This is a genomic window from Aquimarina mycalae (genome assembly GCF_029906345.1).
Classification (GTDB): Bacteria; Bacteroidota; Bacteroidia; order Flavobacteriales; family Flavobacteriaceae; genus Aquimarina.
The window spans coordinates 308,846-323,384 of the sequence record NZ_JARYGY010000005.1; the positions used below are offsets into that span (position 1 = coordinate 308,846).

Here is a 14,539-nt window from a genome sequence, read left to right on the forward strand (position 1 = left end):
TGCCCTTTTCCTCATAATGAGTTCACAAAATGTATATGTCCTAGGTATTGAGTCTTCGTGCGATGACACGTCTGCTTCTGTATTATGCAACGGTAAAGTATTATCAAATGTTGTAGCTACTCAAAAAATTCACGAACAATATGGCGGAGTTGTACCAGAATTAGCTTCTAGAGCACATCAACAGAATATTGTTCCTGTAATAGATCAAGCTATAAAACAAGCTAATATTAGCAAAGCTGATCTAAGTGCAATTGCTTTTACGAGAGGTCCTGGTTTAATGGGATCATTACTGGTAGGAACATCTTTTGCCAAGTCTTTAGCATTATCTCTAGATATCCCTCTTATCGATGTGAATCATATGCAAGCACATATTTTAGCACATTTTATAGAAGAAGAGGAAACTGACAAACCAGAGTTTCCATTTTTAGCAATGACAATTAGTGGAGGACATACACAAATTGTAAAAGTTAAGAATCACTTTGATATGGAAGTTATTGGAGAAACTATAGATGATGCCGTAGGAGAAGCTTTTGATAAAAGTGCTAAAATATTAGGATTGCCATATCCTGGAGGACCATTGATTGATAAACATGCACAATCAGGAAACCCTAAGGCATTTCCGTTTACCAAACCACGTGTAGATGGATTAAATTTTAGTTTTAGTGGACTTAAAACAGCTGTATTATATTTTGTGCAAAAAAAGGTAAAAGAAAACCCAAATTTTATAAAAGAAAACCTTGAAGATGTATGCGCTTCTATTCAATACACTATTATTAATATTTTGATAGATAAATTAAAAAAAGCTTCTAAAGAAACTGGAATAAAAACTATTGCTATAGGTGGCGGAGTTTCTGCAAACTCTGGAATACGAAAAGCTCTTAAAGAAGGGGAGCAAAAATATGGATGGAAAACATTTATCCCTAAATTCGAATATACAACCGATAATGCGGCAATGATAGGAATTGTTGGGCATCTTAAATATCTTAAAAAAGATTTTACAGATATGAGCGTTGTTGCAAAAGCCAGAATTAAGTTTTAATCCTCATCTTTTATGCAATTATTTTATAGTGGAAATATTACAGAAACTAGTACTGAATTTGAATTCTCCAGAGAAGAAAGTAAACACATTACTAAAGTACTACGAAAAAAAGAGGGAGATATCTTACACATTACCAACGGATTAGGATTGTTCTGTACAGGAACGATCACTTTTTCAAGTCCTAATAAATGTATTATTCAAATAGAATCCAAAGAACTTCGGATTCCTAAAAATTATAAATTACATCTCGTTGTAGCTCCTACAAAGATGAATGATCGATATGAGTGGTTTTTAGAAAAAGCTACAGAAATAGGTATCGATGAGATTACTCCTGTTATTTGTGATCATAGTGAAAGAAAAGTTATAAAACCAGAACGTTTCGAACGCATCCTGCAAAGTGCAATGAAACAATCTTTACAATGTTATCTTCCCAAATTAAATCCTGCCATCTCCTTTTCTGAATTTATAACAAAAGAAAATGAGGGTCAATTGCTGATTGCCCATTGTGAAAAGACTAAAAAACAATCCTTAAAAGACGTTCTCACACTCAATAACACTACTACGCTCCTAATCGGTCCTGAAGGAGATTTTTCTACAAATGAGATACAAAAGGCCAAAGATGCTGGTTACATTCCGATTACATTAGGAGAAACAAGATTGCGAACTGAAACTGCCGCAATTGTTGCCACACATAGTATCGCATTACTTAATTCATAATATAAAAAACAAATCTTTATCTTTAAACTCACTAACGCTAAAGAAATGATAGCTAAAATTACTTATTTCATACTAGTAATTATATTGTGTACTAATTGTTCTTCTAGTAGTAATACTAGTGATGATACTCAACCGCCTGTTGAACCAGTTAATACTATAAGTAATTTAGAATATATCGATGAATTCATAATTCCTGTACAAAACATAGATGGTGTTCCTATAGGTGGTTTCTCTGGTATAGACTATAAAAATGGTAATTGGTATATTATAAGTGATGGATCTGATCCTATTAGATATTACACAGCCGATATCTCATACAATCAAGATCAGTTTACCAATGTGTCTATTCACACAATGATAGAAATCAAAGATGCTTTGGGTAATTCTTTTTCTGAAAATCAAGTAGATCCAGAAGCAATCAGATTTGATACAAGTACAGGAAATCTTATTTATACTAGTGAAGGTGCTATAGCAAATGGGATAAACCCCGCTTTATTAGAAATTACAACCGACGGAAATCAATTACAAAGTTTTACACTTCCTAACCATTTGGCAGCAAATACCGTTGATGATTTATCAGGTCCTAGGCATAATGGTGCCTTAGAAGCTTTATCTATAAGTTTTGACACTAATGCATATTGGATAGGTATGGAGCTTCCTCTTATAGAAGATGGGCCTGAGCCTACAATTACAGAAACAGAATCACCTGTGCGTGTTACACGCATCGATAAATCTACTAAACAAGCAGAAAGGCAATTTGCGTATGAGCTAGATCCCGTTGATAGAGCACCTGCACTTGGAACAACCTTTACCATTAATGGTCTTGTTGAGATTTTGGAATATGATGAAAATAAATTCTTAGCAATAGAACGTTCCTTCTCATCTGGTTATCTGGATGGAGGAAATACGGTTAAGATATATAAAGTAGATGCTACAAATGCTACCAATACATTAACTACAACAGTACTTTCTGCTGGAACCTATACTAAAGCTACTAAAACATTGTTGTTTGAATTTGAAGATATCCGCAATCAGTTAACGAATGGTATTGTCGATAATATAGAAGGAATTACATTTGGTCCCACATTGATTGATGGTAGCAAATCTCTGGTAGTTGTTTCTGATAATAATTTTAATGCCTTTTTACCTCAATTGAATCAGTTAATTGTATTTAGGGTGGTTCCTTAATTCTGATTGAAAAACAAAGTTGGTTAGTTTATTTATGTTTAAAAAACTGCAATTCTCCTCTTTAAAATATTTTTATTTTGAATACTTATTTTGGTAAAAACAGAAATAACACAACTGTACAAATAATTAAATAATTATATAAAAAAACACCTCAATTAGGATCGAGGTGTTTCTTGATATATAAATTAAAAAATATTATCTAATGATAAGTTTATCTGTAGAAACTCTCTTATCATTTTCAAATAATTGAACTAGATATATTCCTGTAGTTAAATTAGAAACATCCAAAACAGTATCACTATTTAATCTTTTTCTTACTACTTCTGTACCAAGAACATTAAAGATCTTAATTTCTGCATTACTATTTTCTATAGCTGGGAAGTTAATTACACCATCATATACTGGATTAGGAAATATTCTTAAAGAACGATTATCGTCTGTAAATTCAGCCACACTTAAAGTTGCAGGAAAATCATTATTATCTCTAGCCGTAATAAAATAGCTACCATTATTTCTTTCTGTAATTAACCCCACAATATTAACTGGAGTTGTTGGCACAGTAAGGCCTATATAATCTACATCAAAGAAAGTAGTTCTAAAAGTGAAATTATCCATATTTTGAGTTATTGGATATTCTGTACCATTATCCCAAGTTGTAGAAGGAGTATTATCAACGGTAATATTTCCAATAGCTACCAACTCAGATTCGTAGTCTTCAGGATTTGCTACAAGATCTGCAACTGTAATAAATTGAGGATCTATAGAGTTACCTGTACTACTCGCAGCACCAGGATCTGAAGATGGTATAAATTGTAATTGACCATTAAAATCACCTAATTCTCCAGTAATACCTGTAATACCATCTCCAATCGAATAGGCAGTAGTAACTGTACCACTATTATCATCAATCAATATAGCTCCTGTACCATCTTCGATAAACTTTTGAAATCTAAAGCTCTGTTGAAAAGTCAAGATCGCTTCTCCTGTTAAAGTATAAAAGTTACCTACTGTTCCTGCTCTAAGGGCAGCAATATTAGCAACGTTAGTAAGACTACCTACAGAAAAATTAATAGTTTCAAGTACTTGTGGCATAAGAGATCCACCTGCATCTTTTAACTCAAGTGTAACGGTATATGATTGTCCATCCATAACTGAAACTGCAATTGGGCTTGATGTAGTAGTCATAGGTGTACCTCCATTAACAATATATTCAACAATATTGGAACCTCCTAACGCAAAATTACCTACAGTAAAAGAAATATCTACAGAAGCTGTACCTGGAGTAAACACATTATTATCGGACGGAGAATCAATTGACAATGACGGGTTAGATAAATTATTCAAAGCACCTGGAGTTGGAGCTGCAGCTACATAACTAGTTTGATCATCTGTTAATTGTAATGACTCTGTGGCAGTATCATTATATTGTGTAGTTTCCCCAAAACCTGTTAATAACACTGTGTCATCTGCATCGTTTGTACCATAAACAATAACATCAATTAGATTAGTTGTGGTGATAGCAGTATCATTAGGAAAATCGGTATCACTCGCCTGGAAAATGGCAACTACATCTGCCCCATTCTGTATACCGTTTGAAGGTAATGTGATACTAGCACCTGTAACACCAGTATTTCCTAAAACAAATAATCCATTTGCATCTGTACTAAAACCGTCTAAGTCATAAGCAGCATAACTTTGATCATCACTTCCATTATATAAAACGACAACAAAGCCATCTAGCGCAAAGTTTGGAGTAGATGATAATAATTCAATAAATTCTGCTGAGTCTGTACCAGTTTGATCAGCATCTACTTCATTAATAGATAACTGAGCAAAACTAAAAGAAGTTAGTAAAAGACTTAATAAAAAAGTAATTTTTTTCATGATTGAGTTTAAGTTTTATAAAAAATAACAGGTAAAGATACATAATTATTACCTTTTAAACGAGTAATCCATAAGATGAAGCCAGGATTTAACCTTAAGATAAAACAACAACAACTTTATCTTCAATTACTTTAAACCGTTTCATCTTTTGGTAATAATAGTCCTGATATAACTAAGAACCTTAAAACAAATACGCTAGTTTATAATTAACTAATTCGATAATCCTTCTGAAAACTTCGGTATATATCCTAATCCAAATACTACTGGGTTCCTAAATATAACTACTCAATCAAATACTGCAATAAATGTAGATGTGTATAATATATTAGGAAAACGAGTTATTTCTAAGACTGTTAATGATCAAATTTTAAATATATCTCATTTAAATGCTGGTATTTATATTATCAAGTTAGATCAAAATAACACCTCTATTACTAAGAAATTAGTGATCAAATAAGCTTTTAATTTTTTTGAATATATTAAAAGAGCATTGTCAGTATGACAATGCTCTTTTTTAGTTTTACACTTATGCTCTTGGATTGTTTTTTTGCTAGTACATCCAATACCAACTAATAAGCTATCCAGATATTCTCTTCTCTATATTCTCCAAAATCCTTTTCAATATCTATAGTTACTAAATTCAAAGCTCCTTTTATTTTATAAGAACCCGACTCAACAATCTTTTTATTAAGCAATCCTTGCCAAAAAACGATATCCCCTTTTACATTCATTGAGTTTTTGCATACGCTTATAATCTTTGCACCCGCATTGAGATGCGTTCTTATCCATGGATCATAGATATTCTGGTCTTTTTTAAACTCTAAATAATCAACCATTTTCATTTTTGGAAATTTATGTTTAAAAACAGGCCTTATTGGAATTACAAAATTTATCAACCCTAAGTTTTGTTTTATTTCTTTTGCTTTAGAAATTAATAGTTTGCTAAACCCTTTTCTTTGAAACTTCTTAGTAATTACAATTTGTAAACCACCCAAAGAATTTGGTTGTATATTATTTTCATAATCATATATACTCCTCTGTACCAACCAATCCCATCCTTTATCTGGTAATTCTTTTAATGGTTGATCCCAAAATACAGGAACAATATTCATAAAACCTATAAGGTTATTGTCTTCGTTCACCATAAAAAGTTGGGTGTGCGGGAAATATTTTTCTAAGGTACTCCAGTACTTTTCAGTGGTTTGGGAATTTAAAATAATTTCTGGAAAAGCCAATTTTATTGCGCTCCTATATTGTTTTATAAGAAAATCATCTAAATCAGATAAATAAAGGTATTTAATCAAATTATAATACGTTAAAGTGTAAGTATCAGGTTGTATGTATCACTATGAATAATTCAACCCTCATAATTTTAATTAAGAATTATAAATTCATAGTTTCTTAAAGTAGCACAAATTCTCTAAACAAAAAAGCCATAACACAGGATGTTATGACTTCGAATTTATTATTAACAGGATTTTTAGATATCTACTTTAGTAGCTCCTGTAGTTTTTAATGACATATCCTGAGTATATGCTATAAGTGTAAGGTTGTCATTAGAATTTACCCAATCAGGAATAGGTAAGTTAATAGTTCCTGTTACGTCTTCTTTTACCAAACGACTTGCTACAATATTTGAATTTTTCAAAGTTCTATCACGATTCTCTCCTCTACCTATTTCTGTAATCCGTTCTGACACAACCAGTGCAAGCGTAACTCTGTCAAACTCCTTTCCTTTAATAGCGCAATTAACGATTACAGATTCATTTTCTCGTTGTATTTTTTCTATACTTATCGTGTTGGTGGTTTTTGTTTTAGCATACTTACGTAGTGCGATTTGTGCTTTTGTATAATTGGATCCTGTAAAATGTTCACTTCCATTGACTACCAATTGTGGCGTATAAATAGATCTACTATAGAACTGTTGCGCATAATCTCTTTGATAATCACTAAACTCTTCAGAACTAAAAGGGTCTTTCCAACCTAATCTATTCCAATAATCCACATGATATGACAATACAAACACATTGTCATCTTTGTGTTCTTCTTTAATGGCTTCCAATAATTTATCAGCTGGAGGACAACTACTACATCCTTGCGAAGTAAATAATTCCATAACCACAATTGCTTTGTTATTGTCCTGAGCTGTAATCAATCCAGAAATTGTTATCGTTAATAGTATCAAAAGGTTCCTCATCATCTCGTTTATTTTAGTACTTTTAGAATCTATTATTTTAGACGTTTATGATTACAAAGCTTACAAGTATTCTTTGCCTGATATTATTTTCTGGAGGTATATTTGCTCAGGATATTGCAGTATTACAATATAATGGTGGTGGTGATTGGTATAGCAACCGTACTGCTTTGCCTAATTTAATTACCTTTTGTAACCAGAACATTAGTACTACAATAAGTACCAAGCCTAAAACAGTAAAGCCCGAAAGTGTTGATATTTTTCAATATCCATATATTCATATGACTGGTCATGGTAATGTGTTTTTTTCTGAACAAGATGCAGAGAATTTGAGAAACTATTTATTAAGTGGTGGTTTTTTACATATCGATGACAACTATGGTATGGAACCCTATGTTCGTAAAGAATTAGTTAAAATATTTCCAGATAAGGAGTTACTAGAATTACCTCTTTCTCATCCAATTTTCTCTTCTAAATATAAGTTTCCCAATGGATTACCCAAAATTCATGAACATGATGGAGAACGTCCACAAGCTTTAGGAATTACTTATGAAGGAAGGTTGGTATTGTTATTTACTTTTGAAAGTGATTTAGGAGATGGTTGGGAAAACCCTGAAATCCATAATGATTCTGAAGAAGTTAGACAAAAAGCATTAAAAATGGGTGCTAATATTATCAAATACGCTTTTGAGAATTAATACTAATGGCAGAGCAATTACATCATGACAATTCTGTGTTTGTAAAAAAACAGTTCCCTATTACATTAATTTGTGATCACGTTAGTTCTCCTGCAAATATTGGTAGTATATTTAGAATTGCAGACAGCTTTGGTGTAGAGAAGATTTATTTCTGTGGTGAAGACATAACCGTTGTTAGCAAACGAATGTTACGAACAGCGCGATCAACTCATGAAATTATTCCTTATCAACAAGAAGAACAAGTTTTACCGATAATTAATACCCTACAATCTCAAGGCTATAAAATACTTGGATTAGAAATTACTAAAAACAGTATTCCTGTTTCAGAACATCTATGTGCTTATGGTGATAAAATTGCATTGGTTATAGGTGAGGAAAAATCAGGTATTTCGGAAGATGTGTTAACAAAAGTCTCTAAAAATATACATATAAATATGTATGGAAATAATAGTAGTATGAATGTAGCTACTGCTACTGCAATATCACTATATGAAATTACTAAACAGTTATCTAAATAAATCGTAATATGAATTCTAAAACGATCGCGTACGGTATTCTAAGAGCTATAGCCTTTATTGTTGGAATACTTTTACTACTTTGGTTTTTATATAAAATACAATCCATCCTACTATACATCACTTTTGCTGCTGTAATTTCCCTGATGGGAAGGCCATTAGTACTATTCTTAAAAAGAAAATTGAAGTTTAATAATACGCTAGCTACAGTCTTTGCTTTGTTCATAACCATAGTACTGTTTCTTAGTTTATTTCTGTTATTCGTTCCTATTATTACAGAACAAAGTCAATTGATTAGTGAGATAGATATTAATGAAGTAAGTGATGATCTGGATCGTTTAAATCAAGAGATCAGTGACTATTTTAATGTAGAAAAACTAAACTTTGTAGAACTGATCAAACAAACAGATCTAATGCAATTTTTTGACCTTAAAGCGATTCCAAATGCTATAAATTCTTTTTTAAGTGGTTTTGGAGCATTACTCGTAGGGTTATTCTCAGTGTTATTCATTTCTTTTTTTCTATTAAAGGATAGTAGGCTATTAGTAAACAGTATGTTGGTATTTGCTAAGAAAGATGATGAGACAAGGTTTATGAGAGCTTTTAATAAGATCAAAGATTTATTATCTCGGTACTTTGTTGGTTTATTACTTCAAATTTTGATTCTGTTTGTTTTATATACGATTTTATTATTAATATTCGGTGTACATAATGCAGTAGCGGTAGCATTGATTGCTGCAATTTTTAATCTAATTCCGTATGTTGGACCTTTATTTGGTGGAGCATTGGTCTTGATTCTAGCTACCACAAGTAATCTTGGGTTGGATTTTCAATCTGTTATTTTACCGAAACTAACGTATATTTTAATAGGATACGTTGTGATCCAGTTAATTGATAATTTCCTTAATCAGCCATTAATTTTTGGGAATAGTGTAAAATCACATCCGCTAGAGATCTTTTTGGCTATACTCATATTTGGAGCTCTTTTTGGGATCGGTGGATTGATTGTAGCAGTTCCTTTTTATACTGCTATCAAAGTCATTTCCAAAGAATTTTTGTCAGAATATAAAATCGTAAAGCAATTAACCAAAGAGCTATAATACTCATTGATCTTATTTTCTAGTACATTAGTATTATATGATTCACAGTTAAGACACACAACATTGGTCTAAAAAACATTGAACAACAATATTTTACATACAGAAATACAAGATTTTATCTTCAAAAAATCTGATGAAAGAACAGACATTTCAAAGTTTATTCTTTCTGGAAGCCCTTATGATGATATAACAGTTCAGGAATTGGCTCAACAAATCAGTGGAAGATTAAAAGCTAAAGATAAACTTTCTCTATGGCATCAAACAAAAGGAATTTTTTATCCTCCAACATTAAATTTAGAGCAGACATCTTCTGAAGCAACTGCAGTGTATAAAAGCACATTGGTTTCTGGCAACACTCTTATAGACCTTACAGGCGGTTTTGGAATCGATGATTATTTCTTTTCTAAAAATATCAATCAAGTAATTCATTGCGAAATGAATGAGGAATTAAGTAAAATTGCGACTCATAATTTTAAGGTTTTAGATGCTGATATTACCTGTATTTGTGGTGACGGTTTACAAACGTTAAAAAAATCAGATACTATTGATTGGATTTATATTGATCCATCAAGAAGACACAATAGTAAAGGAAAAGTATTTTTTTTAGAAGATTGTTTACCAGATGTTCCATCAAATCTGGATATGTTATTTTCGAAAAGCAATCATATACTGATCAAAACCTCTCCGCTACTTGACATCCATTCTGGATTAAAGTCATTACAATTTGTTAAAGAAATACATATCGTTGCTGTTAATAACGAAGTAAAAGAATTGTTATGGGTACTAGAAAAAGAAACTAAGAAACCCACTATTGCTCATACCATTAATCTTGTAAAAGGTAAAACGATTCGTTTTTCTTTTGAGTTACTTAAAGAAAATGATAGTAATGTAGCACTGTCACAACCTAAAAAATACATCTATGAACCTAACGCTGCTATTATGAAAAGTGGAGGTTTTTATAGTATTGCAAAGGCATATGAATTACAAAAAATTCACGAGCATTCTCATTTATACACTTCTAATCAAAAAATAGAATTTCCTGGAAGGAGTTTTGAAGTACTAACGGTGTTACCATATCAAAGACAAATACTAAAGAAAGAAAAAATTATAAAAGCCAATATCACCACCCGTAATTTTCCTGAAACTGTTTCCGAAATTCGCAAAAAGCTTAAGATCAAAGATGGTGGTGATATATATTTATTTTTTACCACAAATCTCACAAATGAGAAGATAGTTTTGGTTTGTCGTAAAACCACCTTATAATTCAGCGTTACGCACAAATATTTGATTTTCTATTGCATGTATCACTAGCCCTGCAATATTCTTAGAGCCTGTTTTTACCAATAAGTTATTACGGTGCCCTTCTACAGTTCTAGGGCTTATAAATAATTGTTCTGCTATTTCTGTAGTAGTTTTCTGTTCACATATTAATTTTAAAACTTCACGTTCACGGCGTGTTAAATATTCATCATCATCCTTAAACTGTTTATTCATTTTTAATGATGCTTCCTCTAGAATACTCATAACGCTTTCATCATAATAAAACCCTTTTACAGCAACTTGATTTATTGTATTTACAACCTCTGTAGGAGTAGCATTTTTGGCAAGATATGCAACCGAACCCTGTTGCATCATATTAATAATAAAAGGTTTGCTATAATAACTTGTCAGCGCAATAATTTTTATTTCTGGAAACTTCTTCTTGATTATTTTGGTAGTTTCTACTCCATTAAGATCTGGCATTTTTAGATCCATCAATATAATCTCAGGTATTTCTCTGGTATGATTTAGTTGCTTAATAAGGTCATTACCATTTTCTGCTTGAATACATATTTCTATATTACTCTCTTTATCCAGAATAAAAGTGATGCCTTGTCTGAATAATGTTTCGTCGTCGGCTATGGCTAATTTTATAATGTTTTTTTTCATGGTTTAGGTTTTTTAGTACTGATATTAAACGTAACTCCATTACCGATCTCACTGTGATATGAAAGCTCCCCATCGAGTATCTCTACCCTACTTTCTATATTTTTGAGTCCTATTCCTTTCTTTTTCGCTATTGATTCCATATTAAATCCTTCTCCATTATCAGAATATTCTATATCCAATTGTGTATCGGGATTATTTATTTTTAATGTAACATTTTTTGCCTTACCGTGCCTCACAGAATTGTTTAAAAGTTCCTGAACAATCCGAAAAACATGCAGCTCATTACTTTTAGATAATATATTGTGATAGTCAATTTGATATTCTACTTTTATTTTTTTACTACTTTCAAACTCATCGCACAGTTCTTCTATTGCCGCTTGAAGCCCGAAATTCTCCAAAATCGGTGGCAATAAATTATGTGCTAACCTTCTGGAACTCTCTAATGTTTTTGTAGTAACAGATAATATATGTTGTAGGGTATGCTCTTGTTCCTCTTTTTTTAATGTACCATCAATCAAAACATTAGTACTAAGACTAACTACATTTAATTTAGCACTAATAGCATCGTGTAAATCTTGCGCGATTCTTTTACGTTCTTCTTCTTGTGTTTCTATTGTACTATGCAGTAATTCCTTTTGATAAGAAATCTCCAAATTTGCTTTTTCTAATTCTGAAGCAATAATCTTTTTACGAGAAAAGAAAAAGAACAAAACCAGAGCTATTGCCATAAATAGCAATATCATGATGGCTATTAAAACAATAACAACTATTTGTGAATCTTCTTGTAGTAATTCTTTCTCCATTCGGTAAAGATTAGGATTTGAAAGATAATATATAAAAACGCATTTAGCTTTAACAACAAAATATATGTTTCGGTCGGTATCTCTATATTAAACACCAAATTACCAGAAGCAAAGATCAATGTACTACAAATCAAATATAAAAAAACTCCAATATTTACTATTAAAAATTTTGGCTCTTTCCTTTGTAACGAATTGTAGAAATACATAATCGAATATGTGATTAAAATAGATTGGGTAAGACTAATCCCTAAAGCATTATATTTAGTAAACAAATCAAGGTTTGTAAGATATTGAATTGCTAAAAAAGCTAGCACAGCAACTCCGATATAGTAAATCCATTTTTTATCCAATAACACCTTATAAAAGATAGATAACATTGAAAACTGTACAATCAAAAAAATATTTGATAGATATATGTTATTATAATGTAAAAAAGGTCCAATAATCTTGGATAGAATTTCAATAATTAGGATCAATATTAAATAAAGAGTAAATATTTTAAAAGCCTTACCTCCATTACGTAAGGCTTTTATATATAATATCGTATTAATAATTAATAATATTGTAGCTGTATAGCCAAGATTTTTTAGTAATTCCATTAATTACCCTCCAAATAGGGGACTGTTTGGGTCACAAACTGGAGGACAAGGAGTTGTAAAATCATAAATACCACTAGAAGGGTCATCTGTCAATCCTAATGATTTACCATCTACTGATCCATTGATAATATCTCTATATACTCCGTCTACCTGTTGTGTTCCTACTATTAATATTTTTTCTTGTGTTTCTTGTCCTGGTTCTGCTCCAATGGCCATATATGCTCGAACATCTAGATTATTCTTATTGGCTCTTTTTTGAGCTTTAGCAGCGGCTTTATCTCCAATAAGTCCCATATCATTTAAGACTTCAATTAAATCTACTGCAGGTATTAAAAAGGCTTTACAATTATCAGGGCAAGTTTCTCTCCATTTAGCTGTCCATTCTGCTGCTACATCCGATTCAACTGTGTTTTCCGTGTTAGGATTCATTTTTTGTTTGGTTTAAAATTAGTATTCCCTAAATTTAGAATAAATACTAATCAAATCGTTAAATATCTGTGAAAAAATTATTTAAAACATAGATGAATTCCCCTTTTATTTGAAAATCAAATAATTAAAACTGGCTTTATCAGGAGTTTGATACCGTATCTCTAGAATCTATAAAGGAAATTGGTTTACGACTCATCTCTGGGAATTTTTTTGCTTTTAACGCTTCTTTGGTATTCAAAACCAGATCTGGTACTACTCTTAAGTTTGCTCTTAAATGTTCTTTCAATTCTTTTTGTTGTATAGCTGTTAAAGAATTCGACACGTGTATTAACAATTTATCTGTTCCAAGATCTCCTATAACCACTTCGATTACATACATACCTAATCCTTCAAAACTGGTGAGCACTTCAATTACACTCTGTGGATATAAAGTAGTCCCTTTATATTTAATCATATGTTTCTTCCTACCAAGAACAGGGCTTAAACGCATGGTTGTTCTTCCGCAACTACAATTCTCTTTATGAGATTGAACCATATCACCAGTTGTATACCGTAATAACGGCATCGCTTCTAAACCTAGTGTTGTTATAGCTAACTCTCCTACTTCTCCTTCTTGTACCAGCGCTCCATTTTCATCTAAAATCTCTGCAATAATCAATTCTGGACGATGATGCCCTCCTTGATGTGCCTCACACTCTGTAAACGCTGTACTCATCTCTGTAGAAGCATATGTAGAATATAATTCGATATCCCACTTTTCTTTAATCTTACTTCCTAGTGTATTTAGATTAAAATCCTGGTCTCTTAATGGTTCTCCAATACATATTGCTGCTTTTACTGAAGAGTTTTTATAATCAATCCCATGTGTTTCTGCATAGGAAATCAACTTTAGTAAAAATGAAGGTACTACAACCAAATAGGTAGATTGAAACCGCTGTATAGAATCCCATTGTAGTTCAGGAATTCCAGCACCTACTCTAACCATTGCTGCACCTAGTTTTCTGGTTCCCAAAAAATAAGCAAGACCAGCCATAAACCTACGATCCAACGTTGTTGTTAGTTGAACTACATCATTTTTAGTGACGCCAGCAGTTTCAAAAGAAATTGCTTCATTATAGGCTAATCGTTCCAGATCATTTTCTGTTAATGCAAATGTAACTGGTTTCCCCAAAGTTCCAGATGTTGTTACATAATCAACAATCTCGGATTTTGGAACACATAAAAAATCATCATTGTAAGCTTGTAAATCATCCTTAGTTGTTATCGGAAGTTTTTTAAGGTCCTCAACCGTATTAATATCATCCAAGGCAATATCATATTTGGAGAACAACCTTTTATAATATGGAGAATGTTGAAACACAAAAGCAATCAATTCCTGAAGCTTCTTATTCTGAAGGTTCGATATTTCTGTCTGTGTTGATTGTTCGATGCTTTGGATCATGGA

Annotated in this window: 16 protein-coding genes; 8 read left to right on the top strand and 8 right to left on the bottom strand. The window is 31.7% G+C overall.

Annotation, left to right across the window (positions count from 1 at the left end; translation table 11 throughout):
- The first annotated feature begins 16 nt into the window (after positions 1-16).
- From tsaD to QBK95_RS13810, 3 genes are read left to right on the top strand one after another with little or no spacing between them, the layout of a single operon-like run.
- A complete protein-coding gene (gene tsaD, locus QBK95_RS13800) occupies positions 17-1,039 on the top strand; it encodes a tRNA (adenosine(37)-N6)-threonylcarbamoyltransferase complex transferase subunit TsaD (protein ID WP_280934736.1) in 1,023 nt (340 codons plus the stop codon).
- 12 nt (positions 1,040-1,051) lie between these two features.
- Positions 1,052-1,756: a 16S rRNA (uracil(1498)-N(3))-methyltransferase gene (locus QBK95_RS13805; protein ID WP_280934738.1), complete on the top strand. Its 705-nt coding sequence runs from the start codon at positions 1,052-1,054 to the stop codon at positions 1,754-1,756.
- 45 nt (positions 1,757-1,801) lie between these two features.
- The gene (locus QBK95_RS13810) at positions 1,802-2,944 is read left to right on the top strand and encodes an esterase-like activity of phytase family protein (protein WP_280934740.1); all 1,143 of its coding nucleotides are present in this window, start codon (positions 1,802-1,804) and stop codon (positions 2,942-2,944) included.
- A 195-nt stretch (positions 2,945-3,139) separates the two neighbouring features.
- On the opposite strand, the gene QBK95_RS13815 is transcribed toward QBK95_RS13810, so the two are convergent.
- Positions 3,140-4,828, bottom strand: coding sequence for a T9SS type A sorting domain-containing protein (locus tag QBK95_RS13815; protein WP_280934742.1), 1,689 nt, complete (start codon positions 4,826-4,828; stop codon positions 3,140-3,142).
- A gap of 241 nt (positions 4,829-5,069) precedes the next feature.
- On the opposite strand from QBK95_RS13815, the gene QBK95_RS22955 reads away from it, so the two are divergent.
- A complete protein-coding gene (locus QBK95_RS22955) occupies positions 5,070-5,285 on the top strand; it encodes a T9SS type A sorting domain-containing protein (protein WP_445012629.1) in 216 nt (71 codons plus the stop codon).
- A gap of 112 nt (positions 5,286-5,397) precedes the next feature.
- Here the strand turns inward: QBK95_RS22955 and QBK95_RS13820 are convergent, their stop codons facing one another.
- Entirely contained in the window at positions 5,398-5,973 is a 576-nt protein-coding gene (locus tag QBK95_RS13820; RefSeq protein ID WP_348637340.1) for a hypothetical protein, read from the bottom strand.
- Positions 5,974-6,308: 335 nt separating this feature from the next.
- A complete protein-coding gene (locus tag QBK95_RS13825; protein ID WP_280934745.1) occupies positions 6,309-7,028 on the bottom strand; it encodes a DUF1223 domain-containing protein in 720 nt (239 codons plus the stop codon).
- Between the two features lie 44 nt (positions 7,029-7,072).
- Between QBK95_RS13825 and QBK95_RS13830 the strand changes: the two genes are divergently transcribed.
- From QBK95_RS13830 to QBK95_RS13845, 4 genes are all read left to right on the top strand, one after another.
- Positions 7,073-7,720: a DUF4159 domain-containing protein gene (locus tag QBK95_RS13830; protein ID WP_280934748.1), complete on the top strand. Its 648-nt coding sequence runs from the start codon at positions 7,073-7,075 to the stop codon at positions 7,718-7,720.
- Between the two features lie 5 nt (positions 7,721-7,725).
- Positions 7,726-8,238, top strand: coding sequence for a TrmH family RNA methyltransferase (locus tag QBK95_RS13835; protein WP_280934749.1), 513 nt, complete (start codon positions 7,726-7,728; stop codon positions 8,236-8,238).
- Between the two features lie 8 nt (positions 8,239-8,246).
- A complete protein-coding gene (locus tag QBK95_RS13840) occupies positions 8,247-9,335 on the top strand; it encodes an AI-2E family transporter (RefSeq protein WP_280934751.1) in 1,089 nt (362 codons plus the stop codon).
- Positions 9,336-9,413: 78 nt separating this feature from the next.
- Positions 9,414-10,598: a THUMP-like domain-containing protein gene (locus QBK95_RS13845; protein ID WP_280934752.1), complete on the top strand. Its 1,185-nt coding sequence runs from the start codon at positions 9,414-9,416 to the stop codon at positions 10,596-10,598.
- Here the strand turns inward: QBK95_RS13845 and QBK95_RS13850 are convergent.
- The 5 genes from QBK95_RS13850 to flxY all read right to left on the bottom strand — a co-directional run bounded on the left by QBK95_RS13850 (position 10,593) and on the right by flxY (position 14,536).
- Positions 10,593-11,264, bottom strand: coding sequence for a response regulator transcription factor (locus tag QBK95_RS13850; RefSeq protein ID WP_280934755.1), 672 nt, complete (start codon positions 11,262-11,264; stop codon positions 10,593-10,595). The genes QBK95_RS13845 and QBK95_RS13850 overlap by 6 nt on opposite strands.
- Positions 11,261-12,067, bottom strand: a complete 807-nt coding sequence (locus QBK95_RS13855; RefSeq protein ID WP_280934757.1) for a sensor histidine kinase — start codon at positions 12,065-12,067, stop codon at positions 11,261-11,263. Before QBK95_RS13855 ends, QBK95_RS13850 begins: the two co-directional genes overlap by 4 nt.
- Positions 12,031-12,666: a hypothetical protein gene (locus QBK95_RS13860; protein ID WP_280934758.1), complete on the bottom strand. Its 636-nt coding sequence runs from the start codon at positions 12,664-12,666 to the stop codon at positions 12,031-12,033. Before QBK95_RS13860 ends, QBK95_RS13855 begins: the two co-directional genes overlap by 37 nt.
- A gap of 3 nt (positions 12,667-12,669) precedes the next feature.
- Positions 12,670-13,095, bottom strand: coding sequence for a hypothetical protein (locus QBK95_RS13865; RefSeq protein WP_280934760.1), 426 nt, complete (start codon positions 13,093-13,095; stop codon positions 12,670-12,672).
- A gap of 139 nt (positions 13,096-13,234) precedes the next feature.
- Entirely contained in the window at positions 13,235-14,536 is a 1,302-nt protein-coding gene (gene flxY, locus QBK95_RS13870) for a flexirubin biosynthesis putative acyl-CoA ligase FlxY (RefSeq protein WP_280934762.1), read from the bottom strand.
- Positions 14,537-14,539: the final 3 nt, after the last annotated feature.

What these genes read in the sequence shown, in the direction of transcription:
- QBK95_RS13860 (WP_280934758.1), bottom strand. Translation starts at nt 12,666, where the DNA reads ATGGAATTACTAAAAAATCTTGGCTATACAGCTACAATATTATTAATT.
- QBK95_RS13855 (WP_280934757.1), bottom strand. Translation starts at nt 12,067, where the DNA reads ATGGAGAAAGAATTACTACAAGAAGATTCACAAATAGTTGTTATTGTT.
- QBK95_RS13850 (WP_280934755.1), bottom strand. Translation starts at nt 11,264, where the DNA reads ATGAAAAAAAACATTATAAAATTAGCCATAGCCGACGACGAAACATTA.
- QBK95_RS13820 (WP_348637340.1), bottom strand. Translation starts at nt 5,973, where the DNA reads ATGGTGAACGAAGACAATAACCTTATAGGTTTTATGAATATTGTTCCT.
- QBK95_RS13840 (WP_280934751.1), top strand. Translation starts at nt 8,247, where the DNA reads ATGAATTCTAAAACGATCGCGTACGGTATTCTAAGAGCTATAGCCTTT.
- QBK95_RS13815 (WP_280934742.1), bottom strand. Translation starts at nt 4,828, where the DNA reads ATGAAAAAAATTACTTTTTTATTAAGTCTTTTACTAACTTCTTTTAGT.
- tsaD (WP_280934736.1), top strand. Translation starts at nt 17, where the DNA reads ATGAGTTCACAAAATGTATATGTCCTAGGTATTGAGTCTTCGTGCGAT.
- QBK95_RS13810 (WP_280934740.1), top strand. Translation starts at nt 1,802, where the DNA reads ATGATAGCTAAAATTACTTATTTCATACTAGTAATTATATTGTGTACT.
- QBK95_RS13835 (WP_280934749.1), top strand. Translation starts at nt 7,726, where the DNA reads ATGGCAGAGCAATTACATCATGACAATTCTGTGTTTGTAAAAAAACAG.
- QBK95_RS13825 (WP_280934745.1), bottom strand. Translation starts at nt 7,028, where the DNA reads ATGATGAGGAACCTTTTGATACTATTAACGATAACAATTTCTGGATTG.
- QBK95_RS13865 (WP_280934760.1), bottom strand. Translation starts at nt 13,095, where the DNA reads ATGAATCCTAACACGGAAAACACAGTTGAATCGGATGTAGCAGCAGAA.
- QBK95_RS13805 (WP_280934738.1), top strand. Translation starts at nt 1,052, where the DNA reads ATGCAATTATTTTATAGTGGAAATATTACAGAAACTAGTACTGAATTT.
- flxY (WP_280934762.1), bottom strand. Translation starts at nt 14,536, where the DNA reads ATGATCCAAAGCATCGAACAATCAACACAGACAGAAATATCGAACCTT.
- QBK95_RS13830 (WP_280934748.1), top strand. Translation starts at nt 7,073, where the DNA reads ATGATTACAAAGCTTACAAGTATTCTTTGCCTGATATTATTTTCTGGA.